General features: G+C 34.5%; 12 protein-coding genes. 3 read left to right on the top strand and 9 right to left on the bottom strand.

What is annotated here, in order from left to right; all coding sequences use genetic code 11:
- Positions 1-227: 227 nt before the first annotated feature.
- Positions 228-1,646, top strand: coding sequence for an L-serine ammonia-lyase (locus OXQ85_RS18510; RefSeq protein ID WP_267406394.1), 1,419 nt, complete (start codon positions 228-230; stop codon positions 1,644-1,646).
- 277 nt (positions 1,647-1,923) lie between these two features.
- On the opposite strand, the gene OXQ85_RS18505 is transcribed toward OXQ85_RS18510, so the two are convergent.
- From OXQ85_RS18505 to OXQ85_RS18465, 9 genes are all read right to left on the bottom strand, one after another.
- Positions 1,924-2,769 (bottom strand): prephenate dehydrogenase, encoded by an 846-nt coding sequence (locus OXQ85_RS18505; protein WP_267406393.1) that lies wholly within the window; start codon positions 2,767-2,769, stop codon positions 1,924-1,926.
- A gap of 284 nt (positions 2,770-3,053) precedes the next feature.
- On the bottom strand, positions 3,054-5,345 hold the full coding sequence (locus OXQ85_RS18500) for a cation:proton antiporter (protein ID WP_267406392.1): 2,292 nt from the start codon (positions 5,343-5,345) through the stop codon (positions 3,054-3,056).
- Positions 5,346-5,445: 100 nt separating this feature from the next.
- On the bottom strand, positions 5,446-5,835 hold the full coding sequence (locus tag OXQ85_RS18495; protein ID WP_267406391.1) for a hypothetical protein: 390 nt from the start codon (positions 5,833-5,835) through the stop codon (positions 5,446-5,448).
- 109 nt (positions 5,836-5,944) lie between these two features.
- A complete protein-coding gene (locus OXQ85_RS18490) occupies positions 5,945-6,655 on the bottom strand; it encodes a response regulator transcription factor (RefSeq protein WP_267406390.1) in 711 nt (236 codons plus the stop codon).
- Entirely contained in the window at positions 6,633-7,403 is a 771-nt protein-coding gene (locus OXQ85_RS18485; protein ID WP_267406389.1) for a histidine kinase, read from the bottom strand. The genes OXQ85_RS18490 and OXQ85_RS18485 overlap by 23 nt, the downstream gene beginning before the upstream one ends.
- A 234-nt stretch (positions 7,404-7,637) precedes the next feature.
- On the bottom strand, positions 7,638-8,009 hold the full coding sequence (locus OXQ85_RS18480; protein WP_267406388.1) for a hypothetical protein: 372 nt from the start codon (positions 8,007-8,009) through the stop codon (positions 7,638-7,640).
- Positions 8,009-9,202, bottom strand: a complete 1,194-nt coding sequence (locus OXQ85_RS18475) for an alanine dehydrogenase (protein ID WP_267406387.1) — start codon at positions 9,200-9,202, stop codon at positions 8,009-8,011. The genes OXQ85_RS18480 and OXQ85_RS18475 overlap by 1 nt, the downstream gene beginning before the upstream one ends.
- A gap of 70 nt (positions 9,203-9,272) precedes the next feature.
- Positions 9,273-9,680 (bottom strand): tRNA (adenosine(37)-N6)-threonylcarbamoyltransferase complex ATPase subunit type 1 TsaE, encoded by a 408-nt coding sequence (gene tsaE, locus OXQ85_RS18470; protein WP_267406385.1) that lies wholly within the window; start codon positions 9,678-9,680, stop codon positions 9,273-9,275.
- Between the two features lie 147 nt (positions 9,681-9,827).
- Complete coding sequence (locus OXQ85_RS18465) at positions 9,828-11,570, bottom strand: T9SS type A sorting domain-containing protein (protein ID WP_267406383.1); 1,743 nt, start codon at positions 11,568-11,570, stop codon at positions 9,828-9,830.
- Between the two features lie 272 nt (positions 11,571-11,842).
- Between OXQ85_RS18465 and dnaG the strand changes: the two genes are divergently transcribed.
- A complete protein-coding gene (gene dnaG / locus OXQ85_RS18460; RefSeq protein WP_267406382.1) occupies positions 11,843-13,822 on the top strand; it encodes a DNA primase in 1,980 nt (659 codons plus the stop codon).
- A gap of 120 nt (positions 13,823-13,942) precedes the next feature.
- Entirely contained in the window at positions 13,943-14,626 is a 684-nt protein-coding gene (clpP, locus tag OXQ85_RS18455; RefSeq protein WP_267406381.1) for an ATP-dependent Clp endopeptidase proteolytic subunit ClpP, read from the top strand.
- The last annotated feature ends 101 nt before the right edge of the window (positions 14,627-14,727 follow it).

The following is a 14,727-nucleotide window of genomic DNA, read 5'->3' as shown; positions in this document are numbered from 1 at the left end:
GACTTAAATAAATTCACAATTCACATAAAAATAGTTTATCTACAGTGTTCATATAGTTTTAATTTGAAGCCAAAGATTGTCACGATCTTTGGCTTTTTGTTTTAAATTATTTTGGTCTAATTATAAATAGGCGGTACTTTCTAGTAAAGTTTTCCTTCCGTATAGATTACAATTTTTTTATCCGATTAAACCTTTATCTTTGTTTTTTGTGGAAATGAAAATCAATTATGGAATCAATATCGGTTTTTGAGATTATAAAAGTAGGAATAGGCCCGTCTAGTTCGCATACAATGGGGCCTTGGAATGCAGCATCTGCGTTTATCAGAATTATTAAAAGAGAAAGATCAATAGATGAGGTGAAGGAAGTTTTCTTGGAATTCTTCGGTTCACTGGCAAAAACGGGGATTGGGCATGGTACAGATATTGCCGGAATGCTGGGTCTAAATGGTGAAGATTTTAAAACAATCGATACAACAAAAATTGATGAGAAGATAGAACATATTAAAACTTCTCAGATTCTAAATCTGGGTGGTGAAAAAGAAATTCCTTTTATTTACGGGCATCACTTGGTGCTGAATATGTCTAAATCTTTAGACTATCATCCCAACGGAATGATCTTTAAAGCTATTTTCGAAGACGGAACTGAGCTTGTTCAGGATTTTTATTCTGTGGGAGGCGGCTTTATCATGAGTCAGGAAAAAAAATCGATTGATAAGCACTGTATCCGTACTTTATATCCTTGTCACAAATCTTCAGACATCGTAAAATACTGTCAGAAATTAGGATTAAATAAAATTTCAGATTTAATTTTAATGAATGAAGAAAGCTGGCGATCTCAGGAGGAAACAAGAGCAGAAGCGCTTTATATTTGGCAGCAAATTAAAGAATGTATTTACAAAGGCGTAAACAAAGAAGGTATTCTTCCGGGCGGATTGAATGTTACGAGAAGAGCAGCCGGAATCAACAGAAAATTATTAGGAGATAAAATCTATAAAAATAAAGATGAATGGTTTCAGCAGGTGGTAGATGCCGAAGAAAATTTTACCAATATCAATAAATGGATTGCCTGTTTTGCATTGGCGGTAAATGAAGAAAACGCAAGCTTCGGAAGAATTATCACGGCTCCCACTAATGGGGCAAGTGGTGTAATTCCTGCGGTATTAATGTATTCTCAGGCTTTTACAGATTTCATCAGCGATGATGATATTGTAAGATTTTTATTGGTTGCGGGCGAAATCGGAACTTTATTTAAGAAAAATGCAACCATTTCTGCAGCAATGGGCGGTTGTCAGGCAGAAGTAGGCGTTTCTTCAGCGATGGCGGCAGCAGGTTTGACAGAAATTCTTGGCGGAAGCGTTGGTCAGGTCTTGATGGCAGCAGAAATTGCGATGGAGCATCATTTAGGATTAACTTGTGATCCGATCAAAGGTTTAGTCCAAATTCCATGTATCGAAAGAAATACAATGGGAGCAATAAAAGCGATTACTGCGGCAAATATTGCCTTAGAAAGTGATCCTGCAAAAGCAAAAGTGACTTTGGATGAGGTGATTCAAACGATGTGGGAGACAGCACTTTCGATGAGCGATCGATTTAAAGAAACTTCAGAAGGCGGTCTCGCAATTGCGGTGAATGTGCCGGAATGCTAGAATATGAGTGATAAGTAATTGGTAATAAGTAATGTTTTACGACCGCTAATTCTAATTATAACTAAAAAAAAGACTTAGGAAACTGAAGCGTAAAGAAAATAAATTCTGCGAACGTTAAGAGAATTCTACTGTTTGAGCGCGAGACAAAAATTGAACCGAAGAACAAATTTCGTTATCGCGCGAGTTTTAGAATTTTTAGATACCAGAATTTATTTTTAGCGAAAGTTTCCAAGTCTTGAATTTTTGTTTCTTTTGCTTCAAGACAAAAGAAAATTATTTATTTATCCAAAATCCCTCTAATCTTATTCGCATTAGAAATCAACTCTCCCAAATATTCAAAATTTTCTTTTTCTAAAGCAGATTTGAATTTTCTTAATTGTGAAATATGCTCATTCAAAACATCCAACACATTTTCTTTATTTTGTTTAAAGATCGGAACCCACATTTCAGGATGAGATTTTGCTAAACGAACCGTACTCGAAAAACCGGAACTCGCCAACTGAAAAATTGTGTCTTCTTCACGTTCCTTTTCCAAAACAGTATTCGCCAAAGCGTAAGAAGTGATGTGTGAAATGTGTGAAATATAAGCGGTGTGCACATCGTGATCTTCGGCATTCATATAAATTAAATGCATATCAAGACTTTCTACAATTTTTTCAATCAATTCCAAAGCATCTTTAGCTGATTCTTCTTTGTTGCAAATGACACCTGCTTTTCCTGAAAAACTGTTTGAAATGGCAGATTTCGGACCATTATTTTCCGTTCCCCACATCGGGTGAAAAGCCACAAATCTCGATCGTTTCGGATGATCTTTTACAGCATTTACAATTCCAGCTTTTGTAGAACCTGCATCCATCACGGTTTGATTTTCAGAAATCAGATCTAAAACATTGGGTAATAATTTTCTTGCAGAATCTACCGGAATTGCTAAAATAATAAGGTCTGAATTTTTAATGCCGTACTCCAGATCTACTTTCGCATCAATTATTTTTAATTCTAAAGCTTCGTTCAGGTGCTCGTTGCTGTTATCGATTCCGTAAATGAAATCGCTAATGCCTTTTTCTCTTAATTTTAATGCGATTGAGCCGCCAATCAATCCTACACCGATAATACTTATTTTCATCTCTTTAATTTATTAAAACAAAAAACCCCGTCCGAGGACGAGGCTTTAATTTATATACATAAGAATCCTTATCCCAAATTTGAGCTAGAAATTCCGTAATAATATGTTCTGTTATTTAAAATCACAAAGCTAAGGTAGACAATTTTTTTTAATCTGAGATTAAAAAAGTGAATTTTCCTATGCAAATGAATTTAAAAAGTCAATTGGCTCTGCTGCCAATTTTTTTTAATTGAATTTAAAAATTGACCATTGACTTGCAAAGCAAAATTGACCTTTCACACAATCTATGGATTGCTGATGATTAAAGTTGATGGAATATCCGATAACCAAATACTTTTTGTGTCGATCAGGCCTTTCCAGCTTTTTTTACTGATCAACATTAGGTTTTGTGAATTGAGAAATTCCTTTTCAATCTTTTTCTCGTTATATAAAGTGATATGATTGGGTGCCACCTGTTCTATGCTTCGGATCAATTCTTTCACCTCAATATTATTTCGGATTTGCCCTGCAACATCCAGAATAATAATTTGAGAATTATTGTTATTTATTAATCGTTTAGCATATTCCAATAAATAAAAATCGCTTAAATTAAAGATTGGAACAAAAACTTTATCTGCAGAGGTAAATTCTTTTTCCACTAAAACTCCTACCGGAATTGTCGCTTTATCCAATACCTGAAGCGTAAGATCGTCAAAAGGAGAGGTGTTGAAAATATTTCCTTTTCCTTTTACGGTGTTTAATAATTTTTCAGGATTAATGATTTTTGTAGTAAATCCTAAAAGTCTTCCCAATAAACTTCCTTCATACATCGATTTTCCAAGCATAATCAGGAGAAGATCATAATTTCCTTTATTGGTAATACTTGTCAGGTCATTTTCAACATCAGTTGATGCTTTGAAAAGGGTAGTAACTTCCAAATTCAGATCACTGGATGTTTCGATTACATTTTTAAACTGATCTTTTTCAAAATCATTAATATCAAAAGCATGAAGTTCATCAACAGGAGCAATATTCATCGCGGTTATGCTTTTGTTTCCATTCATTTTATGAGTGAAATTATCAGCAAGTTTTAATAAAGTACTTCCCGATTTCGGAGTTTCAAAAGACAAAAGAACTCTGTATTTTGCATCATTTTCGCTCTCATCAAACTCTTCTTCCAAAGATGATTTTTTTCCTTTAAATAAATAATTGATCAGGTCAAGACAAGGCCCTGTCATAAAGGTTGTAAACAATGCCATGATGACCAGCATCGCGAATAATTCCGGGCCTAAAACTCCAAGATCATACCCGATATTCAGAACAATAAGCTCCGTTAAACCTCTGGTATTCATCAAAGCGCCGATGGTAAGACTGTCTTTCCAGTTAATATTCAAGAATTTTGCCGTTAATGCACTTCCTACAAATTTTCCGATAACGGCTGTTAAGATGATAAATCCTCCGATTTTCCAAAGATGCGGATCATTCAATAATCCGATTTGGGTTCTTAAACCAGTGAATACAAAGAATAAAGGAAGCAATAAAACTAAAGCTACATCTTCTACTTTTTCTACAAACAGACTTCTGAATTTTACGTTTTCAGGCATAATTGCTCCTGCCATAAAGGCTCCGAAAAGCGCATGGATTCCGATAACTTCTGTTGCGTAAGATGAAATAATCAGTATTAAAAAGAAAACAGCAACCAATGCTTTGCTGATGAACCCTTTTCCTTTTTGGGATTCGGCAATTCTATGCAAAAATGGTCTTACTGCTTTAATCATGATGAAAACATACAAAATAGCCATCAGGATAACGAAAACCGAACCTGAGAAAGAACCCGCTTTTACAATCGCAATAACGGCTGCCAAAATACACCATGCGGTAATATCATCGGCGGCGGCACAGGTGATAACGACGGTTCCTATTTTTGTTTTATGTAAATTTCTTTCCTGAACAATTCTTGCCAATACCGGAAACGCGGTAATACTCATCGCAATGGCGATAAATAAAGCAAATGAACTGAACTGAATTCCGTCCGGCGCAAACTCTTTATATAAAAAATAAGAAAGACCAACACCCAACGCAAAAGGAATAATGATACTTGCGTGACTGATGACAACAGCATCGTGTGCTTTTTTTCTTAAAACGCTCAAATCAAGCTCCATTCCGACGATATACATGAAAAGGATCAAGCCGATTTGGCTTAAAAATTGTAAATTTCCTAATGATTCTTTCGGAAAAATAAATGCGGAAAGTTCCGGAAAATACAGTCCGAAAAGAGAAGGACCTAAAACGATACCCGCGATCATTTCACCAATTACGGAAGGTTGTTTCAGTTTAACACAAATCCATCCAAATAATTTTGCGACCATAATAATCGTAACGATTTGAGCCAATAAAAGCGCCAACGGATGATGAAGATTGGTTAAAAAAGAATCTGTGAAATTCTCCCACATCGTGCCGCCTGTAGTTTTGGGAGCCGGAATATTTTCTCCGATTTCTAACGTTTTTCCCTCCACAAAAAACCAATACATCAGGCATGAAAAAAATGCAATGGTACAGACGTAAAAAATAATATTTTTATATTTCCCCAAATTCATAACTCCTATATTTAAGTGTGTAAATTTCTTTATAATAAATGGTTAATAAATGTTAATTTTCTTAAAATGTAATCAATCCCGCGAATAATGTAATGAAAATCTATTTGAAAGAATATCCAAGCCCGACTCCCATTTTCCAGGCTCCGTTTTGGGTTGAAGTTTTAGAATTGTAATAAACAGGCAGCTGCAACGCGATTTTCTTGTAGACAACCGTTAATCCGGCTCCGAGATTAGGCGTAATCGGGCTATTTTTTGTGCCTTCAGATTTGTCTTCTTTAATTCTGAGTGAAGGCAGCATTCCCAAGATCAGCTTTAAATCTTTGTTTTTGTAACTTATATTGGGTCCCGTAAAGTTGATGAATGCGCCATGATCTACATATCCGACAACGGCAATTCCGTCAAAAAAAGATGCTTTAATTTTAGAATCTGTTTCCTGAGAAAAGCAAAGACCGGATATGAGAATCCCACCAGCATAGAGTAGTTTTTTCATTATAAAATCATTTAATCAGACGCAAAACTACGTTGACTAAACGTTTAAAATAGGGTAGATGTAATGAAAGGCTGAGATTATGTAATTAAAAGGATAATATTTGAAAAATCTACTTTCCAAACATTTCCATTAATGAATTTTTGTAAGCATCCCCGATTTGTAGCTTTAAAAAATTCTCTCCTTCTGAAAAAATAGTTGTGATAATTTCGTTGGTTGAAAATACTTTGATGGAAGATAGCGCAATGATTTCTTTTTTATTCACTTGTGCAAAATCCTTTGAAGGGAGCATTTCTAAAAGGTTTTTGAAATTTAAATTTTTCAGAACGATGTTGGTGCCATCATTCAAAATAATATCTTTATCGCGGCTATCGATTTCTGAAGTTTTAATATAAGCGATTTGGTCTGTGAAAATCACGGTTTTACCGATGTTGGTATTCCATTCGATAAATTCTTTTTTGTTTGATTTTTGAATAAGTTCTGCTGCTTTTTCAAAAGCCTGTGTTAACCTTTCTTTTTTGATCGGCTTTCGGACATAATCCACTACATTGAGGTCAAATGCTTCAGCTGCGTATTCTTTGTAAGCGGTTGTGAAAATGATTTTTTTTGAACCTGAAATTAATTCGGCAACCTGCAAACCATTCATTCCGGGCATTTCGATGTCTAAAATGCAGACGTTACAATCGATATTTTCAATTTCATGTAGAAAAACTTTAGGATCATTGAATGCTTTTATAACTTCCACGTTATCAATTTGTTCGCAAAGTAATTTTAGATAGCTGATCGCCAGTAATTCATCATCAAGAATAACGCATTTTATCATAGAATTCTCCTAAATTGATTGTTAATTCTGCCGTGAAGATACCGTTTTTTGAGTTTTTTTGAAGCGTAAAATAATTTCCGTAAATCATTTTGAGCCGTTGATCTAAAGATTGGCTTCCGAAACCACTTTTCTCTTTTTCCAACATATTTTTCAGGGAAGCCTTATTGCTTACTTTCATGATGAAAATTCCGTCTTCAAGTTCCATTTGGATTGAAATGAATGAGTCTTGTGCCAAAAAATCAGTGTGTTTAAAAGCATTTTCAATAAGATCAACGGAGATTAATGGAGCAAAAACCTTTTCTTCATAAACTTCATCCGATTTATTAATTCTCGATTTTATTCTAAAGTCAAAAAGTGGATTAATCTTTATTTTATTAATTTCAATTAAACTTAAAGCGAAATTTAATTCTTCTTTCGGGCTTACAAATTTATTATTGCTTTCGTATAAAATATAGTCTAAAACATTCGCCAGTTTGTCGAGAGACATGTAGGTTTGATATGCATGAGACTGAACAGAATTCAAGATATTTTTAAACAAATGCGGATTTAGTTTGGTGCCGATATGTTCCAGCTGAACTTCATTTAATCTTTGCTGAATAATTTTATTCGCCTCAGAAATTTTAGCATTTTTTATCTTTAATTTCTGATTTTGACTGAATAAATAAATACTAACGGTTAAAAAAAAGAAAATAGCAAATACTCCAACGAATATCAGATAATCATGAATCATGTAGTAATTGCCATCCATTAATTTAAATCAGTTTGACTTTTTTTAAGTTCAGTATTAGCGATGTCATGCTGAGCCTGTCGAAGCATATTTATTTAAAATGAAGACTTTTTAACCATTAAGAAGATTTAAGTTGTTAAGTCGAATTAAGAAAATATTAAAGATATTTTTAATCATGTCGCTTATTATTTGACCTTATCAAATTTTTAATCTTTTTTGAATGAATTTCTAAACTTCTTACTATTTAAAACAAAATTACTTCAACTTTTTCAAAGAATTCAATGTCACATTTTCCTCACACTTCTCAAACGTGATTTCATACGTTGGATTGTTTTCAGGATACGTTAAAAAATAATCAGGACAAGGTTTTTTTTGAGCGTGACTTCTGTCGAAATCTACTTTTCCTTTCGTAATAATGCTGTCTTTCAAGAATTTTTCATTTACTTTCAACGTATTCATTTCTGCTGTGAAAGCTTCAGAATATTTAAAATCTTTAGACAATGTTTCTGCAATAACACGGCTGTTTGGAAGATAACCGCTGCAGCTTGCGCCTTTTTTGTTTAATATAAAAAATACGATAATAAGTCCTGGAACAAGACCAATTGCGTAGAATTTGAGTTTTTTCATTAGAAAATTAAAAGATTGATATCGTGATAAGTAAGTCCGAAACGGTCGCAAATAATTTTTTTCGTGTGTCTGCCTTTGTACATGTAAAGACTCTGTTTCATTTCATTTTTGCGAACCAGCATGTTTTCGAAGCCACCTTCTTCGTCGTAATTTAAAATATAAGAAAGGAAGAAATTAGAGATTGCTTTTGTTGTCGTTCTCGGCATTCTTGAAGTAAGATTCGGAAGTCCGCAGTGAATAACACCATGTTTGATGATGTAAGGATCTTCCATTGTCGTTAGTTCAGACGTTTCGATCACTTTTCCGTTGTCGATGGTAATATCGATGATGACGCTGCCTTTTTTCATTTTTGCAACCATCTCTTCGGTTACAATCGGGGTCATATTTAATCTTGGAAGAGCTCCGATTACAACATCTGCTCTTCTTAATGCTTTGCTTAATTCTTTAGGATCGATAATTGAAGTCGGAACGCGGCTGTCTACCAACGTATGAAGCCTTCTTAGTTTTGAAAGTGAATTATCAAAAACTCTAACGCTTGCTCCTAAACCGATGGCTGCTTTTGTTGCAAATTCTCCCACGATTCCTGCACCTAAAATTACCACTTCTGAAGGTCTTACACCTGTGATTCCACCAAGCATTAAACCGTTTGATAAGGCTAATAATTCGGAGGCATAAAGAATGGAAACTGTTCCTGCAATTTCACCCACTAACCTTACTAAAGCCAGTTGTTTATATTCATCAACGATAAATTCAAAAGCGATGGCATTTACTTTTTTCTCTGCCAGTTTTAAGAAATAATCTTTATCTCTTAAATTGATTTGAAGCGCCGAAACCAGATAGGTATTCGGTTTCATGTAATCAATTTCCTCTTCTGTTGGTGGATTAATTTTTAAGATAAGATCTTGTCCAAAAGCTTCTTTAGGATCATTCGTAATCCTCGCTCCCGACTCAGAATATTGTAAATCTGTAAAAAATGAACCTTGTCCGGCTCCGGATTCTATGATGATTTCGTGGCCGTGTTCTACCAAAACCTGCACAGCATCGGGAGTGATGCACGTTCTTCTTTCGTTCAGACAGGTTTCTTTAGGAATCCCGATACTGAATTGTTTGCCTTTTTTGACTACATCCAGCTTTTCAGCCTTAGGAATCAGCTCCTCTTCAGTAAAAGGAGTAAAAATATTAGTAGTACTCATCCTTTAAAATTGCATTAAGTTCTTACAGATCGTATTTTTAATCAAATTCAATAGCAAAGATACATAATATTTAATCGAAAGTAATTTCTCTGCTTTCTCCGTTATTAATTATGCTCATTTCGTGGTAGGTAAGACCGTAAAGATCTTCTTCGTACACTTCCGGCCATTCGATGATGCACAGGAAGGCGTTGTCTAGGTATTCTTCCATTCCGATATCATAAACTTCTTCAATATTTTTTAAACGGTATAAATCGAAGTGGTAAATTTTACCTTTTGGTGTATTGTATTCATTAACAATAGAATAGGTTGGGGAATTAACTTCGTCTTCACTTCCTAAATTTTTCAGTAAAAATTGGGTGAAAGTTGTTTTTCCTGCTCCTAAATTTCCTTTCAACAAAAGAATATTATGCTGTAATTGAGGAATAATCTGGTCGACTATCTCTTGCCAGTCTTCGATTTTATGGATGTTAAAGTTCATTTTAATTAAATTAATGTACTGATTTATATTGATTTACTGTTTTTAATGTAAATCAAAACTCAATTTTCAAAAATAAGGAATAAAGCGATTTTAAATTCAATTTTCATCAATAAAAACTGCCTCACAGTTGCAAGGCAGCTTTTAAAATCATTTTTTAATTATCGTATAAGATTTCCTAACGCCATTTTTCATGTTTTTTAAAATCACAAAATAGGTTCCTTCCGGCTTATCTGAAACGGGAATTGTTATTGAATTTTCAGAAATATTTCCCTGATAAAGAATCGTTCCTGTGATATTGGTAAGAATAACTTCATACTTTTCATTATCATTGGTTATAATGGTAAGTTGATCTTTTACAGGATTCGGATAAATGCTGATTTTCCCTTTTTCCTCCTCTTTTTCTTTTCCGGAATTTTGAGTAATCGTTCCCGAAATACTGTAAAAACCAAGCGAAGCGTAGGTAGAATAGCCAGTATCAGGGGTTCCTTCGCCGATACTGCTGATGGAAATATAATAATCCCCGGGATCCAGATGCATATTAATAGCAATCGGTTCGCTCAAATTAAGCGGGTTACCGGAATAAGAACTGATAATCATATTCTGACCTTTGTAAATCATTATCTTTATCCTCAAATTACTATGTCGCGCAGCTGTTTTTACCAGAAGTGAAATATTACTGTTTCCTGTTGTAAAATGGAACATATCAATATCATCAGTATAATTAATAACGCCCTGATTTTCGCTTTCTGAAATTACAGTTCCTGAAATATGTAATGGCGTTGCAGCTGCATGTGTATTGGCATGTTTGTCGATTCGGTAGCCTACGCCATTATTTTCACTGGTAATGATGGCAAGGTCATCTTCATGGTTGCTTCCGTTAGAATATTCTTCTTTGCTCCATTGCGTTACATTTCTGTAATAAGCCATTCCCATGATTGGCGCCCAATTTCCATGACCAGCATAATAAGTTGTTCCAGCCTGTCCGTCATGGCTCAATCCTAATGTATGACCAAGTTCATGAGAGGCAATTTCACCCACTAACTTTCCGGATGTTCCTGAAGATAAAGTGAATACCCAACACGGTAAATCTGACATAGATGAAAAACAATTAATTAAAGATATTCCTGTACCTCCTGGTAATGCCGTGTCGGTAGGTGTAATTACACATCTTCGTCTTTTATTTTGAGGATATTGGTTGAAAACTGCTTCATTTGTCGTAATATTTATATTAAATGGTCTAAAATCTTCCGCCACAAGTTCCCAAGCCTCTAAAATCTCATTATCATTCATGCCGGAAGGTAAGGCTACAATGGGGTTTCCGCTATTCCAGCCACTGCCTGCGGGAACTGTATGCCCGTCAAAATCAAGCAAAAGACATCCTGCGGCTCCCGGAAGGCTTTGCAAATACATAATATCACTTAAAACTGCTGATGTAGCTTTAGCCGATTTTTGTTTTGGAGGTTTAGGAAAATCCAGACAGATTAATTTATTAATGTCAATGTTTTTTATGAAAGCATTGGATTGGTTGTCAGAATAATACAGGTAAGCTTTTTTGCTTTTTAAAAGAATAATTCTTCCTTCTAGCTTATTGTTTTTTATATTAATACTGAAACTTCCGTTGGGTTCATCAATAATGTTTCCTTCAATATGTAGTGATTGATCATCATTTTTTTTGCTATAATTAATAATAGACGGTAGAAAATGATTATCAGAAATATCTAGATTAATGACACTTTTGCTGTTATCTGATTGCACGATCATGCGCTGTAAAAATTCATCAGTTTTTCCTAATGAATAGATTTCTTCATTACTCTGGGCGTAAATGCTCGAAAAAGCAAATAGTAAGGTAGCAATAAACGCCTTCACTTTTAAAAATTCATTTTTTTTCATCGTATTTATTTTAGGTTAAAAATTTTTTAATTGTTTTTTTTATTTAATTTCATTAATTCATTATTTTTCAATGAAGTTATGATGATATTTTCCATTACCGAAATAGCGCAAATTGGGATGGTTGTTAATTTTTCAGCCTAAAAAGATGATACTTAATAGTTTGACTTATGATATTGATTTAGTGTTATTTAGTTATAGATAATTTGATAATAGGTTGATTGATTTGATTTAAATATGACCGTTCTTTTTAATATTTGAATTATTTTTGCAGTATGATTTCCAAACAGACCATTGATAAGATATTCTCAACAATCCGTGTAGAGGAGATTGTAGGTGAATATGTGCAGTTGAAAAGGGCAGGGTCTAATTACAAAGGACTCAGTCCGTTTCACGATGAAAAGACACCGAGTTTTGTAGTTTCTGCAGCCAAACAGATTTGGAAAGATTTCTCAACCGGAAAAGGAGGAACTGCGATTTCTTTTTTGATGGAAATTGAAAATTTCACTTATCCCGAAGCACTTCGTCACGCTGCCAAAAAATACGGAATAGAGATCGAAGAAGATCAGCGTGAGTTTTCTGAAGAAGCCAAAAATGCTCAGTCGGAAAGAGATATTCTGTATAAAATTCATGAAGTTGCCAATGATTATTACCAAAATTTTCTTTGGGAAGTTGAAGAAGGTAAGGCGATTGGCTTATCTTACTTTAAAGAGCGTGAATTAAGAGATGACATCATCAAAAAATTCCAGCTGGGATATTCTCCTGAAAAGAAAAATGCTTTTACAGAATTTGCAATCGATAAAGGCTATTCAAAAGAAATTCTTGAGAAATCCGGACTTTCTATTTTTCCTGAAAATGCTCCGAACGGAATCGACCGTTTTCGTGAAAGAGTAATTTTCCCGATTCACAGTTTTTCGGGAAGAGTGCTTGGTTTTGGAGCCAGAATTCTGAAAAATAATGTTAAAACTGCCAAATATCTCAACTCTCCGGAAACAGAAATTTATCACAAGTCGAATGTTCTTTATGGTTTAAATCAAAGCAAACAGGCGATTTCTAGAAAAAATGTCTGTCTTTTGGTAGAAGGATATATGGATGTGATCTCGCTTCACATGTCGGGAATCGAAAATGTGGTGGCGAGCTCCGGAACTTCTTTAACCACGGAGCAAATCAAGCTTATTAAAAGGCTTACGGAAAACGTAACGATTCTTTTTGATGGTGATAATGCCGGAATTAAAGCCAGTTTCCGAAGTATTGATATGTTGCTGACGGAAGGGATGAATATTCGTGTTCTTCTGTTTCCTGACGGCGATGATCCCGATTCTTTTGCCAGAAAACATCCGCAGGAATATGTGGAAAAATTCATCGAAAATGAGGCTCTGGATTTTATCGATTTTAAGGCTGAAATTCTCTTAAAAGAAGTTGGAAATGATCCGATAAAAAAAGCAGAAGCGATCCGTGATATTGTAAAATCAGTAGGTTTCGTACAAAATGCTTTAAAAAGAGAGGTTTATTTAAAAGAAGTTTCGAATAAATTCGGCTTGTCTGAGCAAAGTTTGTTTAATGAACTTGATGTTCAGAGACAGGTTACTCAAAATCAGAATCAGCATGTTCAGCAACAAAAAGAACAGGCGGTGGCTCCTCCAAAAATGGAAATTGTTCCGTTGGATGAAGAAAAAAATGATCCTTTTTTATTTGAAGTCCTTTTCATGGAAAATAAACTGGTAGATCATATGCTGATGTTTGGAGATATTGTTTTGAAGCGAAAAGATGATCAGAATGGCGAATACCAGATTACCGTAATCGAAGAGATTTTGCATCATTTTGAGGAAGAGCAATATCAGTTTTTGGTAAAAGGAAATGAAATTATCATTAATCAGGTTCGTGAAGGTATTCAGAATGATGAATTAAGAAGCGGAAATTTCTTCGTGTCTTTTATGGATGAGGAAATTACGACAAAGGTTGTTGATGCCTTAATTCCTTTGGATGATCTTGAAAACTGGGCTTCCCGAAATATTTATCCACCAAATTATGGTGATAAAATTGGTGAGCAGGTAAAAGGGGATGTATTGCTGCATAAATATCGATATATTGATTATTTAATTACAGAAACCGCAAAACAGCTTGACGGAGCCGATGAAACGCAATATTATGATTTGATTAAAAAGATCACTTTGCTGAAACAGGCTTCTATTCAATTGAGTAATATTATCGAATATTCTCCGATTAAAGGAATTTATGTCAACAGAAAACGCTAGTTTTAATCATAGAAATGTTTATATTTATCGTATTAAACTGACAAAAAGTCCTATAAAATTTTAGGAATAAAAGTTGTAATTTAAACAACAGTAAAAATTTAAAATAATACCAATAGAAATATGGACATTAAAAAAGAATTTAGAGATTTCTCTACAAAACATTTAGGAAACAGCGGTTTGGCAACCGATCAGTATATGGGAATGTATGGCCCAACGAATCTTACCCCGTACATCATGGAAGAAAGAAGAATGAACGTTGCTCAAATGGACGTTTTCTCTCGTTTGATGATGGACAGAATTATTTTCTTGGGAACAGGAATCGACGATCAGGTGGCTAATATTGTGACGGCACAGCTTTTATTCTTAGAAAGTGCTGATCCTTCAAAAGACATCCAAATTTATATCAACTCTCCTGGTGGTAGCGTTTACGCTGGTTTAGGGATCTACGACACGATGCAGATCATTAAGCCTGATGTAGCGACTATCTGTACAGGTATTGCAGCTTCTATGGGTGCTGTTTTATTGGTAGCTGGAGAAAAAGGAAAACGTTCAGCTTTGAAACATTCAAGAGTGATGATTCACCAGCCTTCAGGAGGTGCACAAGGGGTGGCTTCTGATATGGAGATCAACTTGAGAGAGATGTTGAAACTGAAAAAAGAATTGTATGACATTATTTCTGACCATTCAGGACAAACGTACGAATGGGTAGAAAAAGCGTCTGACAGAGATTATTGGATGACATCTACTGAAGCAAAAGACTTCGGTATGGTAGATGAGGTTTTACAGAGATCAAAAGAGAAATAATTGTTTTTCTTTTAAAGAATATTTCAGAAACGCATCAATTGGTATTGGTGCGTTTTTTTTGATTCCAAGTCTTGAATTTTCATGTCTTTTATTACAAAACA

It is taken from the genome of Chryseobacterium sp. GM_Chr_2 (genome assembly GCF_026540445.1).
In the GTDB taxonomy this organism is placed as follows: domain Bacteria; phylum Bacteroidota; class Bacteroidia; order Flavobacteriales; family Weeksellaceae; genus Chryseobacterium.
The sequence above is the reverse complement of the archived record's forward strand: the minus strand, read 5'-3'. Positions and strand labels throughout refer to the sequence as shown.

Bases quoted from the DNA above. Each gene is read 5' to 3' on its own strand.
- OXQ85_RS18510 (WP_267406394.1), top strand. From the start codon at position 228: ATGGAATCAATATCGGTTTTTGAGATTATAAAAGTAGGAATAGGCCCG.
- OXQ85_RS18505 (WP_267406393.1), bottom strand. From the start codon at position 2,769: ATGAAAATAAGTATTATCGGTGTAGGATTGATTGGCGGCTCAATCGCA.
- OXQ85_RS18500 (WP_267406392.1), bottom strand. From the start codon at position 5,345: ATGAATTTGGGGAAATATAAAAATATTATTTTTTACGTCTGTACCATT.
- OXQ85_RS18495 (WP_267406391.1), bottom strand. From the start codon at position 5,835: ATGAAAAAACTACTCTATGCTGGTGGGATTCTCATATCCGGTCTTTGC.
- OXQ85_RS18490 (WP_267406390.1), bottom strand. From the start codon at position 6,655: ATGATAAAATGCGTTATTCTTGATGATGAATTACTGGCGATCAGCTAT.
- OXQ85_RS18485 (WP_267406389.1), bottom strand. From the start codon at position 7,403: ATGGATGGCAATTACTACATGATTCATGATTATCTGATATTCGTTGGA.
- OXQ85_RS18480 (WP_267406388.1), bottom strand. From the start codon at position 8,009: ATGAAAAAACTCAAATTCTACGCAATTGGTCTTGTTCCAGGACTTATT.
- OXQ85_RS18475 (WP_267406387.1), bottom strand. From the start codon at position 9,202: ATGAGTACTACTAATATTTTTACTCCTTTTACTGAAGAGGAGCTGATT.
- tsaE (WP_267406385.1), bottom strand. From the start codon at position 9,680: ATGAACTTTAACATCCATAAAATCGAAGACTGGCAAGAGATAGTCGAC.
- OXQ85_RS18465 (WP_267406383.1), bottom strand. From the start codon at position 11,570: ATGAAAAAAAATGAATTTTTAAAAGTGAAGGCGTTTATTGCTACCTTA.
- dnaG (WP_267406382.1), top strand. From the start codon at position 11,843: ATGATTTCCAAACAGACCATTGATAAGATATTCTCAACAATCCGTGTA.
- clpP (WP_267406381.1), top strand. From the start codon at position 13,943: ATGGACATTAAAAAAGAATTTAGAGATTTCTCTACAAAACATTTAGGA.